Annotated in this window: 15 protein-coding genes; 10 read left to right on the top strand and 5 right to left on the bottom strand. The window is 67.9% G+C overall.

The features are described 5' to 3' along the window. Positions 1-29 precede the first annotated feature (29 nt). The 5 genes from NG1_RS12390 to NG1_RS38220 all read left to right on the top strand — a co-directional run bounded on the left by NG1_RS12390 (position 30) and on the right by NG1_RS38220 (position 3458). Positions 30-482, top strand: coding sequence for an anti-sigma factor antagonist (locus NG1_RS12390; RefSeq protein WP_062970242.1), 453 nt, complete (start codon positions 30-32; stop codon positions 480-482). Between the two features lie 562 nt (positions 483-1044). Then, on the top strand, positions 1045-1293 hold the full coding sequence (locus tag NG1_RS12395; RefSeq protein WP_062970244.1) for an Lsr2 dimerization domain-containing protein: 249 nt from the start codon (positions 1045-1047) through the stop codon (positions 1291-1293). A 468-nt stretch (positions 1294-1761) separates the two neighbouring features. Beyond that, positions 1762-2922, top strand: a complete 1161-nt coding sequence (gene amcB, locus NG1_RS12400; RefSeq protein WP_210750088.1) for a cyclophane-forming radical SAM peptide maturase AmcB — start codon at positions 1762-1764, stop codon at positions 2920-2922. Further along, positions 2900-3043, top strand: coding sequence for a hypothetical protein (locus NG1_RS36640; RefSeq protein WP_157114017.1), 144 nt, complete (start codon positions 2900-2902; stop codon positions 3041-3043). The genes amcB and NG1_RS36640 overlap by 23 nt, the downstream gene beginning before the upstream one ends. Positions 3044-3080: 37 nt before the next feature. Continuing rightward, positions 3081-3458, top strand: coding sequence for a hypothetical protein (locus tag NG1_RS38220; RefSeq protein ID WP_245659874.1), 378 nt, complete (start codon positions 3081-3083; stop codon positions 3456-3458). 64 nt (positions 3459-3522) lie between these two features. Here NG1_RS38220 and NG1_RS12410 read toward each other — a convergent pair whose 3' ends face one another. Then, complete coding sequence (locus NG1_RS12410) at positions 3523-4056, bottom strand: MarR family winged helix-turn-helix transcriptional regulator (RefSeq protein ID WP_062970248.1); 534 nt, start codon at positions 4054-4056, stop codon at positions 3523-3525. A gap of 58 nt (positions 4057-4114) precedes the next feature. Between NG1_RS12410 and NG1_RS12415 the strand changes: the two genes are divergently transcribed. From NG1_RS12415 to NG1_RS12425, 3 genes are all read left to right on the top strand, one after another. Then, the gene (locus NG1_RS12415) at positions 4115-4840 is read left to right on the top strand and encodes an SDR family NAD(P)-dependent oxidoreductase (RefSeq protein ID WP_062970251.1); all 726 of its coding nucleotides are present in this window, start codon (positions 4115-4117) and stop codon (positions 4838-4840) included. A gap of 437 nt (positions 4841-5277) precedes the next feature. Beyond that, positions 5278-6108, top strand: a complete 831-nt coding sequence (locus tag NG1_RS12420) for a DUF1684 domain-containing protein (RefSeq protein ID WP_062970254.1) — start codon at positions 5278-5280, stop codon at positions 6106-6108. Then, complete coding sequence (locus tag NG1_RS12425) at positions 6105-7178, top strand: LLM class flavin-dependent oxidoreductase (RefSeq protein ID WP_062970255.1); 1074 nt, start codon at positions 6105-6107, stop codon at positions 7176-7178. The genes NG1_RS12420 and NG1_RS12425 overlap by 4 nt, the downstream gene beginning before the upstream one ends. Positions 7179-7198: 20 nt before the next feature. On the opposite strand, the gene NG1_RS12430 is transcribed toward NG1_RS12425, so the two are convergent. The 3 genes from NG1_RS12430 to NG1_RS12440 all read right to left on the bottom strand — a co-directional run bounded on the left by NG1_RS12430 (position 7199) and on the right by NG1_RS12440 (position 9467). After that, positions 7199-8260 (bottom strand): alpha/beta hydrolase, encoded by a 1062-nt coding sequence (locus NG1_RS12430; protein ID WP_373686146.1) that lies wholly within the window; start codon positions 8258-8260, stop codon positions 7199-7201. A 181-nt stretch (positions 8261-8441) separates the two neighbouring features. Beyond that, the gene (locus NG1_RS12435) at positions 8442-8927 is read right to left on the bottom strand and encodes a DUF2505 domain-containing protein (protein ID WP_062970257.1); all 486 of its coding nucleotides are present in this window, start codon (positions 8925-8927) and stop codon (positions 8442-8444) included. Positions 8928-9260: 333 nt separating this feature from the next. Beyond that, positions 9261-9467 carry a hypothetical protein gene (locus NG1_RS12440; RefSeq protein ID WP_062970259.1) on the bottom strand — a complete coding sequence of 69 codons (207 nt, stop codon included), beginning with the start codon at positions 9465-9467 and terminating at the stop codon, positions 9261-9263. Between the two features lie 144 nt (positions 9468-9611). Here NG1_RS12440 and NG1_RS12445 point away from each other — a divergent pair, with 144 nt between their 5' ends. Continuing rightward, positions 9612-10283 (top strand): cyclase family protein, encoded by a 672-nt coding sequence (locus NG1_RS12445; protein ID WP_062970411.1) that lies wholly within the window; start codon positions 9612-9614, stop codon positions 10281-10283. Positions 10284-10339: 56 nt separating this feature from the next. Here the strand turns inward: NG1_RS12445 and NG1_RS12450 are convergent, their stop codons facing one another. Beyond that, a complete protein-coding gene (locus NG1_RS12450; protein ID WP_062970261.1) occupies positions 10340-11206 on the bottom strand; it encodes a crotonase/enoyl-CoA hydratase family protein in 867 nt (288 codons plus the stop codon). A gap of 238 nt (positions 11207-11444) precedes the next feature. On the opposite strand from NG1_RS12450, the gene NG1_RS12455 reads away from it, so the two are divergent. Further along, entirely contained in the window at positions 11445-12206 is a 762-nt protein-coding gene (locus tag NG1_RS12455) for a 3-hydroxyacyl-CoA dehydrogenase (RefSeq protein WP_062970264.1), read from the top strand. Positions 12207-12248: the final 42 nt, after the last annotated feature.

Here is a 12248-nt window from a genome sequence, read left to right on the forward strand (position 1 = left end):
TAGGCGCGAAACGAATCGAGTGTGCCCATATGAGCACAGCACTGCACGGTCTCAGCAATCCCACCCAACCACCGGCCGATGAGCCGGAAAACACTCTGCCCGGACTGAACGCGACCGTCGAACGTCGGGGCAACGCGGCCATCGTCCATGTTCACGGCGAGGTCGACGCCTACACTCTGCCGACGTGGCGCAAACTGCTGCGGGAGGTTGTCACAGCAACCGCGGCGCCGGGCCCCATCGTGATCGACACCGGCGGCCTCGGCTTCATGGCCTGCCGTTCCATGCTGGCCTTGGCCGAGGAGGCCGAGGCATGCAGGCTCCGGGATGTTCGGCTGTGCGTGGTCGGCAGCCCATTGGTGGTGACCCGCATCGTGGCCCTCCTCGACCTCGACGCTCTCCAGCCCATCTACGCCTCGGTCGAGGATGCCCTGGCCGGATCCGTGCCGAGCGGGGGCTCTTTGGGAGGCCGGGTCGCGGGATAGCGCTGTAGCCGGATCATGCGTGAGTCCCGGCGGGCCGATGGCTCGCCGGGACTCACGCATGATGGGGGGTCGATAGCTATCGCCGCCCGTGTCGGACGACGGGAGTCGCTGCCTCTCGATAGTTTTCGCTCGTCGCCTCGGGCGAGGTCGCTGGGGAAGCGACGACGAGCGGGGGACCACGAATCTCATCACGCCCGATCGCGTGGTGGTCGCGGCCGGATTGATCCGGTCGGGCCAGGTCTTCCACCTGGGTATTCCACTCGGCGGGACGGCCCGCAACCGGGGGAGCTCGGATCAACCCGATCCGGCTGATGTCGGAGAACTACGCTGCGCGACGATTCAATGCTTCGGACTCCGGATCGGACGTGGTAGTGAGAGTTCGCGCCGGATGTCAGTGCGCTGAGCTGCGCGTTTCCCACTTGGTGTCCGTTGTCTCGTCATGGTGATGTCAGTGGCCCAGGCTGGGAGTTCGTCGCTGGCGGACCGGTGCCATGTGAGCGGCAACCGAAGCTTATTGACGAAGGTCAGAAGCGCTGTTCAGACGGCTGGCTACGATCTGTCCATGATCGATCAGGACGCGCGTCCGTACACCGACGACCTCACCGGCACCGACTCCGACGAGGTGTCGACGCACCGCTTCTCCCTCAATGGCATCGAGTACGAAATCGACCTGACGCCTGAGAACTACGACAAACTGGACGCGGCTCTGCGCCCGTTCATCGAAAAGGGCCGCAAGATCGGCCGTAGTAAATACAGCGGCAGGGCGTGGAAAGAGGCTGTGAGCGGGCCCAGCGCCGAAGAGGAAAAATAGGGCACACACAGCGATTCTCAGCGAAGTCGCGCGGTGGCCGCATCGGATGTGCGTGTACCCCCTGCGATTTCGGTTCGGCCGGTGTGCGGCGGTGTGCTGCCTGGGGCCGGGGGTGGCGTCGATCTGCAGGGCGTAGCGCAGGTCGACGTCGGCGCGAGGTCGCAGCCGTGACCAATGCCGGTCCGCTCTGGCGTTGGCGACCCAGGCATTGGCCCGCAGTACTTCCCGGCGGACCTTCTCTGCACCACGCAAGTCGACTCGTCGGCCGTCGGTCGGCATGGATGTGGTGACACCGATTCGGCCGGATACGGATGTTGTTGAGGCACGCAGCACTGCGATGCGCTCATCCTTCGCGGGGTGTTTGACCGCGCCGCGGCGGCCGGACGAGACAGGATAAGCTCGTGTAACTTGAAATCGCTTTTCCCTCAACGAAATACGTTCGGCGCAAGCGGCTGCTATTCTTCGCTGGTGACCGAGCGTCAGCGCGACCCTATCGAGTCGAGTGCGGTTGCTGTGCCGACGAGCGAGGTGAGGCTGGCGGGGTCGGCTTCAGCGGTGTTGATGCAGCCGACAACATTATGCAACCTCAACTGCACCTACTGCTACCTGCCGGACAGGAAACAGTCGAAACGTATGAGCGTGGAGGTCGCCGAAGCCGTGGCAGCGGGCGTCGAGGAGTGGTCCGAACAGCACCCGGTGACCGTCGTGTGGCACGGTGGCGAACCACTCGCGGTGGACCCGGCCTACTTCCGCGCCCTGGTGAGACCGTTCGGGCCGGGTGCGGCCCATCCGATCACTCATGCGGTGCAAACCAACGCCACACGTATCGACGAGACGTGGTGCGAAGTGTTCTCCGATGTCCCGATCCGGGTCACGGTGAGCATCGATGGCCCCGACGAAGCCAACGACTCCCGGCTGGACTGGTCGGGGCGCCCGAGCACCGCGCGGGCCATGCACGGAATCGATACCCTGCGACGCGCGGGTATCAGCTTCAGCATGATCGCCGTCGTGTCCGACCTCTCGCCGGGGTCTGCCAGTCGACTGTTCCGGTTCGCCTGCGAGCTCGGGTGCGAAAACCTGGGCGTGAACCTGGCCGAGAAGAAGGGCGTATACATCGGCGGGCAAGAACCGCAGACCGGAGTCGTGGCTTTCTGGCAGGAACTGGCGGCCTGCTGGCAAGCCGACCCCCGCATCCACGTCAGAGAGCTCGACCACGCCTACACCTATATCCGCGAAGAGCTCGCCGGAGCCGCCCCGCAGCGCGCCGAGCACCCGATCCGGCCCCTGCCCCTGGTGACCTGGGACGGCCACTACCTGCCCATCGGCGCGGAGCTGGCCGGTTTCCGCTCACCTCAGCACGGCGAGTTCACTGCCGGTAACGTCTTGGAGACACCGCTGACCGTCCTGGCGGGTCGCGCGGGCGAGGTGGCCTGGGTCGCCGAAGCTCTGACCGGTATCGCGAACTGTCGTAAGCAGTGCGAGCATTTCTCCTACTGCCGCGGCGGCCAGGTGGCCAACAAGTATTTCGAGACCGGCCGACTGGACACCACAGAAACGGCGTACTGCCGTACCAGCAAGATCGACCTCTTGGAAGGGATTCTGCGCCATGCCGAACACGCCCGCACCTGAAAAAGACACCGAGTCCACAGTCACGCTCACCGAGCGTATCGAGGCCAGCCGCGACGCACTCACCCATGCATCGGCACAAGCCGGCGAACGCTACGACAGTGCGGGCATCTTCGGCTGGTGAACTGACGAACAGCCAGCCCTGACCGGCCGGCTGCTCGATGGCTGACAGCCTTGCACAGAACGAGAACCGGCCGGACAACCCCGGCCGGTTCTCGCTGTTCAAGGCCGGCACCGCCCCACCATCTACCGCTACCCCGCCCCGCGGGTCGGCTTCAGGATTGCCGGGCTACTGGCAGGCTTCCCACGCCTCCCGGACCGATACTGCACCCACCGATCACCAATCGCCTCCAACCGACCGACCTCCGGCACGGCAAGAACCGACCCGCGCCGAAGTCACCGACGAGAAAATCCTGTTCTTCTACGACCGGCTGTTCGGCCCCGACAAGGACCCCGCCGTCGATCACGGCACGATCCATGCCACACCCGAAGGCGTGCAGGCCCGGGACCTTTCCGCGGATCTGTCCGGTACCGGCTAGGCGGAGGGCGACTCGGTGCGGGCCTGTCTTCTTCGGCTGCGCGCCGGTGCGCGACATTCGCTGGTCACCCGGTGGCATCCCCCGCTCCGGTGGATCGGATCGCGTCCGCGAGCGTGTGCAGGGCCGCGGTGAGTGCGGCGCGTTGATCGGCGGGTAGCCGGTCGGTGAGCGTGGTCTCATGGTCCAGCAGGGCGGGCACGACTCGCTCGGTGAGCCGATGGCCTTCCGGGGTGAGGGTGACCAGTACACCGCGCCGGGTGGCCGAAGTGGGTGCCCGGGTGATCAATCCGGCCGTTTCCGCGCGCGTCAGGCGCTGCGAGATGGCGCCTGCCGTGACGAGGCTGCGGGCGGCGATCTGGCGGGTGGTCAGCTGGTAGGGCGGGCCGGACCGGCGCAGGGTGCTGAGCAGGTCGAGAGTGGATTCATCGATGCCCAAACGCTGGAGGGTGCGCTGCCGTTCGTCGGTGAGCAGCTTGGCGACTCGCCACAGCGGGGTGAGTATCTCGATCGACTCGGTCCGCGCGCCGGGCAGCTCCCGGCACCATGCCGCGGCTATCTGAGCAGGGGACGGTATCTCGTCCCGCAGTTCGTGCGTCATTGCCGGAAGTGTCTCCTCTCGGTACATTTAGTGCTAAATATACCGAGAGGAGTAGAGAATGCGCGGAACGATCGTCATCACCGGTGCGAGCGGGGGAATCGGGCGGCGGGTGGCGCAGCGATTCGCCGAAGGCGGTGCGGAGGTGGTGATCACCGGGCGCTCGCCGGAGCGGCTCCAGCGGACGGCACGTGAACTCGGGGTGCGGGGGATCGTGTGCGATGCCGCGGTGCCATCGGAGGTGCAGCGGTTCGCCGAGTCGGTCGGGCCCGAAGTCGATGTGCTGGTGAATATGGCGGGCGGGAACACCGATCTCGCCGGAGGCGGCGTCGAAGAGATGTCGTTGGAGGAGCTGGCCGCACAGTGGCAGGCGAACCTGTCGGCGAATCTGCTGAGCGCGGTGCTGACCACTTCGGCGCTGCGAGAGCGGTTGCGGCCCGGCGGAGCGGTGATCAATGTCGGCTCGATCGGCGCGGAATACGCCGCGGGCTCCTACGGCGCCGCGAAGGCGGCGTTGGCGGCATGGTCGGCGGGGTTGTCGGCGCAGCTGGCGCCGCGAGGCGTCACGGTGAACACGGTCGCACCGGGGTATATCGCGAACACCGATTTCTTCCAGGGGCAGTTGAGCGAGCAACGACGCGCGCGGTTGATCGACTCCACGCACGACAAACGCGCGGGCGATCCGGACGATGTCGCCGGGTTGATCGAATTCCTCGCGTCGCCGCACGCCCGGCACATCACAGGCCAGACGCTCCATGTCAACGGCGGTGCGCACACGACCAGATGATCGGGCATACGGGCGGCTGGTTCTGCCGCCCAGGTCCCATGGTGGTGCTGAACCGTTGCTGCCGTGAGACTCTCGGTGCGGATCGACGAGATTCCTCATGCCCGGCTCGAACCGACCAGCCGATCCCAGCGTTGCGTGAGAATGCCGTGGCGCGGAGTATCCGTGGCGGTGCGCACCGGCCCGGGCTGCGCACCGGCCCGGGCTGCGCACCGGGCCGGTGCGCAGCGGTTGTGTTCGCGCTGATCGCAATCCTGTGCGCGGGCGCGAGTACGCGATTGAATCAGGTATCACCGGCGTACTTCGCTGCCTGAGAGGAGCCGCCGACGCCTCGACCGGAGACGTGGCGGCCTCGGACTGCCGAGAGCGGCGCGACCGAGGCGCCGGTCTTCGGCAGCGCCGACCCGGGAACAGGCAGAGCCTCAGACCAGGAGCACCCCATGACAGCGCAGGCCACCGCCGCAACTCCGACCGACTCCTTCGTCGCCGACTGGCAGGACTGGCACCGCACGCAGGAATCGCGACTTGCCGACCCGCACGGATTCCTGGCCATCACCGCGCTGCACTGGCTCACCGAAGAGCCACAACGATTCCCCGACGCGCCGGGCGCTTGGTCCACCGGCGCCGATGGCGTCACAGTGGTTCTCGACGACGGTGACGAGCTGGTGGTCGACAGGGTATCGGTGCGCGGTCGGCATGTCTTCGGCGCCATCCCCGAACGCGGTGGCGTGAACGCCGTATGGGGTGACGCGGTGATCGAGGTGGCCAAGCGCGGCGGGTACGACATCGTTCGCCCGCGGCACCCGGACAACCCGCTGCGCACGGCATTTCACGGCACCCCCGCCTACCCGCCGCACCCGAAGTGGGTGGTCACCGGCCGCTATGTCGCCTTCCCCGAGCCGCGGCCGACCACGGTCGGCGCCGCTGTCGAAGGACTCGAACACGTTTATGACGCGCCGGGGCAGGTGGAGTTCGAGCTGGACGGCCGGGCGCTGCGCCTGACCGCGTTCCCCGGCAAGGATCCCGGCAGCCTGACCGTACTGTTCACCGACGCGACCTCGGGGGTCACCACTTACGCCGCCAATCGCGTCCTGCACCTGTCCCCGCCCGGCGACGACGGATCGGTGCGGCTGGACTTCAACCGATCCGCGAATCTGCCCTGCGCCTACACGGACTTGGCGACCTGCCCGTTGCCGCCGGCGGAGAACCGCCTGCCGGTCGCGATCGAAGCCGGTGCGAAGCTCCCGTACGAGCGCGGCGGAACCCGATGAGCGACAGCACATCCGGGATCAGGACGTTGTCGTTCCTGACGCCGGGCAACTACCCCGACGACGATCCCTACGCGGGGCTCGAGGACACGCTGCGGCTGTTCGAGTACGGCGAGAGCCTCGGCTTCGACGGTGCGTGGATCCGGCAGCGTCATCTCGAGCACGGCGTCGGTTCGGCCGCGGTGTTCCTGGCCGCCGCCGGTCAGCGCACCAGCCGAATCCAATTGGGCACGGCCGTGATTCCCATCGGCTACGAGAGCCCGTTCCGGCTGGCCGAGGATCTGTCACTGGCCGATGTGCTGTCGCGGGGCCGGTTGCAAGCCGGCTTCAGCGCGGGAACCCCGCCGCATGCCGACTTGATCGGCGACCTGGTCTTCGACGGAGACTGGCGCTCCTACGATCTGTCCTACGGACGGATCACCCGGCTGATCGAGAACCTGCGCGGTGACTTTCTCGGTGACGCGGGCACAGTGATCCACTCGCCGGGCAACACCCAGCGTCCCCGGTTGCAGCCGCACAATCCCGGCTTGATCGATCGGCTCTGGTACGGCGGGGCGAGCATCCGTTCGGTCCGCTGGGCGGGGGAGAGCGGGCTGAACCTGCTGACGGGGAACATCGTCTTCGGTGACCGCAGCGACGATTTCGCCACCACCCAATCGAGCTTGCTCGGCGAGTATCGCCGACTGGTGGATCCGGCCCGGCCCGCCCGGGTCGCGGTAGGGCGGGTGATCGTCCCGTTCGACAGCGCCGACCGCGCGACTCGCGAGCGGTACCGGCAGTACGCGGCGAGCAGGTACGAGCGCACCCTGGCGCCACAGGGGGAGCGGCGTGTCCTGTTCGCCCCGGACCTGGTCGGCCCCGCCGAGGAGATCATCGACCGGCTGCGGGCCGATCCGGTGCTCGCGCAGACCTCGGAGCTGCGGCTGGAGCTGCCCTACGAGTTCCGCCGTGCCGACTACGAACAGATCTTGCACGACACCGTGGAGCTGATCGCCCCGGCCCTGGGACATCGGCCCGCGTCGATCCGCTCCGGCGTCGAGCACGACACCGGTGAGGTGGCCGCGCCCGCTTGATCCGAGCGGCGCCGGTCGCTTCAGGCCGTGCCGAGTGCGGCGGCGAACCCGGGCCACGAGCTGTGCAGGTCTTCCTGCCAGTACGACCAGGAATGGGTGCCGTTGCCGCGCAGTTCGAAGGTGGCGGGAATGGCCAGCTGATCCAGCCTGTCGCGCAGCTGACGGGTGCAGCGTTCGGCGAAGGTCTCCAGGGCGCCGCCGATGAGGAGCTGGTCGATCAGCTTGCCGGGGCTGTGCTCGATCCCGGCACTGTCGAGGGTGTCGTACGGACCGGGCGCGCCGGTCCCGCTCGCGACATAGATCGCGGTACCGCGCAGCTCGTCCGCGTGCAGATACGGGTCGTTGGCCGCCCACGCGGGATCCGTCGGCGGCCCCCACATGTTCACCACGTTGCCGCGGCGCCCACCCACCACCGCGCTCACGATCACTTGACCCTGCGGATCGCTGGTGCGCACACACCCGGAATACGAGCCGATGGCCCGATACAACCCTGGTGCGGCCAAGGCCAGCTGGAACACCGACGTGCCCGCCATCGAGATGCCCGCGATCGCGTTCGCCCCGTTGCCCCCGAACTCCGCGTCCACGATCGGCGGCAGTTCCCGAGTCAGGAACGTGGCCCATCGCTGCCGTCCCAGCATCGGATCATCCGCACGCCAGTCCGTGAAATAGGAGCTGGCGCCGCCGAACGGGATCACCACATTGACTTGCTTGTCCCGGAAGAACTCCACCACATCCGTGCGGCTGAGCCAGTTCCCGTCAGCCCCGCCGTCGATGCCGTTCAGTAGGTACAGGGTGGGCGCGGGCGCCGATCTGTCGGCGGCGGGCAGGACACGGACGGCCACCTCGTTCGCCATCGCGGCGGAGTGGACCGTCAGCTCGACCAACCGTCCCGGGCCCGACGCCGTACCGGCGATATGCGGTCGATCGGGAAGCATGCCGATCGGTGACGGGAGTTCCGGTTGGGCGCTCACGGGTCCGGCCGCACCGGTCGCGAACCCGAGGACGACGATGCTCAGCGCCGCCACCAGCCGCGCGGTCCGCGCCGCGCCATGGGGGTAGGACAGCGGGGCAGGGGAATTCACACACGGCCTTCCTGAGGAGGCTGGACGAAACAGGCCCACGGTAGGTCGCGCATGCCTCGGCGGGCAAGGTGGCGTCGCGTTCGTTGGGGGCGATGGCTACTGCACCCGCAGTCTCGCTGGGAGCGGCCACAAAACGTCATGGCCTGGACCGGGCGACGAACGCCGCCGCCGATGGCCACGGTCAGTGGTCGGTGATCCAGGTGTCGGTGAACTCCGCCTCCGTGGCCAGCATGTCGAGTAGCCGGGTCACGATGGCTGCCTCGATCTTCTTGCCGAACAAGGGGATACCGACTTCGGCGGCACCGGCCACCACAGCCTCGGCCGCTGTGTCGCTCTCGGTGAGCCGGACGGTGCCGCTCACCTGGGCGGGCACACCCTCGACGCGAGCCTCGAAACTGCCGCCCTCGCGGGTGTAGGTCTCGGAGCGGGTGATGACCAGGCCCTCGGGCCGCACCGCGGTGATGGCGCTGGGCAGCTCCGCCGCCGGAATGGTCTGCACCATCCGCACGTGCAGGCGGTCCTCGGCGGCGTCGAACTCGACGAGCTGTGCGTCGGCCCCGCCGACCTCTGCGATGCGGTCTTTCCAGTACTGCTCGTCGGCCAGCGCCGCACGAAGCGCGTCGGCCGAATGGGAGTAGGTGGCCGTATACGCCAAGGAGGTCGCCATACCGGCACACGCTACCTGCTGCCACGCCCTTCACCGCCGGTGAACCGCCGACGCCGCCGCGCCGCAAACCCGCTGAATCGCCCTGGGAAACAAAAGGTTCGGCAGCGGCTGCCGCCAGATCGGTGTCCGTGGTCCGGTCGAGGACGAGAGGGATTGCGATCCACCGGTGCCGTCGGAATCGAATGCAGTTCGTCAGGGACTCAGGACGGTCACGTCCTCGGTCACATCGAGTCATGGTTCGACCGGCGAGACCCGCTTTCGGTGATCCGGATGATGAGCCGATGGACGACGTCGTCATCGAGAACCGGACGCGATCTCATCGGCCTGCAGCCTTCAGGGGAAACGCATCAGCTGCCGGGAAAGTGTGAACAGACGGCGGGCGAGTTTGATGACCGGGATGCCCAGCGGAAGCAGGATGATCGTCACGCACAGCACCGCGCCGACGAGCCACAGCACAGCGGCGACCAGCCCCAGAACCGTGCCGAGCACGGCCGTGAGGATCCCCAGTATCGGACCGAGTAGACCCTGTAGCAGTCGCATGATGACCTTCCGGTTTCCATTCTGCGCTTCTTGGGGCCCGTGCGCATCAGCCGATTTCGGCCGGCGAGTCCGAACGCACCGTGAGTCACTCCCGTGTCGTCGCGCCTCGCACGACTGCATCCGCTGCGCGGTACCGTCCCTGGTATGAGCCGAGCGATCGTGGAGCTGTCCCATCCTGTCTCGGACGGCATGCTCATCGATCCGAGCCTGCCCGCACCGCGTGTCACGACGGCTGTGGCACGTGACCGATCGCCGCTGATCGACATGAGCTACCACATCGCCCGCGTGGACATGGTCGGCACCACGGGCACCTACATCGACGCGCCTTTCCATTTCCACGCCGGCGGCGCCGACATCGCCGAGTTGCCGTTGGAGCGGTTGTTCAACGTGCCGATCGTGATGATCCACGCGTCGGGCCGCCGCGCGGTCGGGCCGGACGTGCTGGGCGATCCCGCGCGCTTGTGGGGCAAAGCGGTGCTCGTGCACACCGGTTGGTCGGGGAAATGGGGATCGTCCGCGTATCGAGGGCCCGGCCATCCTTTCCTGGTCGGGGAGGTCGCCGAGGCGCTGGTCGCCGCCAATGCGGCACTGGTGGGAATCGACTCGTCCGACGTCGACGACACGTCCTTGCCGACGCGGCCGTGCCACCACACGCTGCTCGGTGCGGGCATTCCTATCATCGAGCAGATGACGAATCTGGACGCGGTCCCCGACACCGGCGCCAGGCTGGTCGCGCTGCCCGCGCCGGTGCGCGGGACGGGCTCGTTTCCGCTGCGCGCCGTGGCGTGGATCGAGCACGGCGCAGTGGGCGACTGAGGAACCTTTCGATTCGGTATCCGCCGCCGACCGGATTGCGCACCTGGGATCGCCTGCTACCGCCGAGGATCTCGAGGCCGGAACGCCGGGACCGCCAGATCGTCGCCGAAGATGTCCGGGAGGTCGCGCTCGACGCTGTCGGGGAATCGGGCGGGCCGCTTCTCCAGGAAGGCCGTCACGCCTTCCCTGGCGTCGGCGGCGGCGCCCCGGTGGTAGATGCCGCGAGATTCGATGCGGTGGGCGATCATCGGGTGCTCGGCTCCGAGGTTGCGCCACAGCATCTGCCGCGACAGCGCCACCGACACGGGCGCGGAATGCTCGGTAACTCGGCGGGCGAGCGCGCGAGCCTCGTCGAGCAGTGTGTCCGCGGGATGCAGTGCGGAGAACAATCCCGCGTCGAGCGCTTCGTCCGCCTCGACGAGACGGCCCGAGTACACCCAGTCCAGCGCGGTCTGCATCGGCACCAGGCGGGGCAGGAACCAACTGGAACAGGACTCGGGAACGATGCCGCGGCGATTGAAGACGAACCCGATGCGGGCGTTGTCGACGGCCAGCCGGAAGTCCGCCGCGAGCGTCATGGTGATGCCGACGCCGACGGCGGGTCCGTTGACGGCGGCGATGACGGGTTTGCGGGATTCGAACATGCGCAGGACGACTTCACCGCCGGTGTCCCGGAAGGATTCCGCCGCGTCCGCATCGCCCGCGACGAAGGTCTCCGCACCCGCCGACAGATCCGCGCCCGCGCAGAAGGCGCGTCCGGCGCCCGTGATGATCACCGCTCGAATTCGATCGTCGCGGTCGCAGGTGTCGAAGGCATCGATCAACTCGGTCCCCATGGCAGTGGTGAACGCGTTGAGCTGCCGCGGGCGGTCGAGGGTGATGGTGGCGATGGCGTCGGAGACGTCCAGGCGAATATCGGCCATACCGGACAGCTTGCCATCTCGCCGACATCGCTGCTCCTGCCGGGGGTTCGCACCGCCCGGGGCGGCGATAGCGCCGACTGGAATGAGAATGGCTGTTTACTTAGTGCACCGTGGACGGTTAGCCTGTCGCCGTGTGCCGATTGGTCACGACGGCTGGCTCCCCGTCCCCGGGCGGCAGCGGAAACCAGTCGGCCGGCGTTTCGCGCCGTTGTTCGGCAACCCGGAGAAGAGGAGTGGGATGGAGATCGGCAACGCGGTCGCGGCGGTGACCGGTGGTGCGTCGGGACTCGGCTTGGCGACCGTGCGGGAGCTGCACGGCAAGGGCGCGAAGGTCGTGATCGTCGACCTGCCGTCGTCCTCCGGCGAGGCCGTCGCCAAGGAGCTCGGCGACGGCGTGGTCTTCGCCGCGGCCGACGTCACGAACGAAGAGCAGGTCACCGCCGCCCTCGATGCCGCGCAGGAGCTGGGCGACCTGCGCATCGCGGTGAACTGCGCGGGTATCGGCAATGCCATCAAGACCGTGGGCAAGAACGGGGCATTCCCGTTGGCGGACTTCACCAAGGTGATCAACGTCAACCTGGTGGGCACCTTCAACGTGATCCGGCTTGCCGCCGAACGGATCGCCGAGACCGATCCGGTGGGCGAGGAGCGGGGCGTCATCATCAACACCGCGTCGGTGGCGGCGTTCGACGGCCAGATCGGGCAGGCGGCGTACTCGGCCTCCAAGGGCGGGATCGTAGGCCTGACGCTGCCGGTGGCGCGTGACCTCGCGGCGATCAAGATCCGGGTGGTGACCATCGCGCCCGGACTGTTCCACACTCCGCTGTTCGCCACGCTGCCCGACGAGGCCATCGCCTCCCTGGGCGCGCAGGTCCCGCACCCCTCGCGACTCGGCGACCCGGCCGAATACGCCGCGCTCGCGCGGCACATCGTGGAGAACCCGATGCTCAACGGCGAGACCATCCGCCTCGACGGTGCCATCCGGATGGCACCGCGCTGAGGTAGGTGCGGAAGGGCGTGAACCGGGCGAGTGCGGCCGTAC

Origin of the sequence: Nocardia gamkensis NBRC 108242 (assembly GCF_001612985.1) — a bacterium.
GTDB classification, from domain to species: domain Bacteria; phylum Actinomycetota; class Actinomycetes; order Mycobacteriales; family Mycobacteriaceae; genus Nocardia; species Nocardia gamkensis.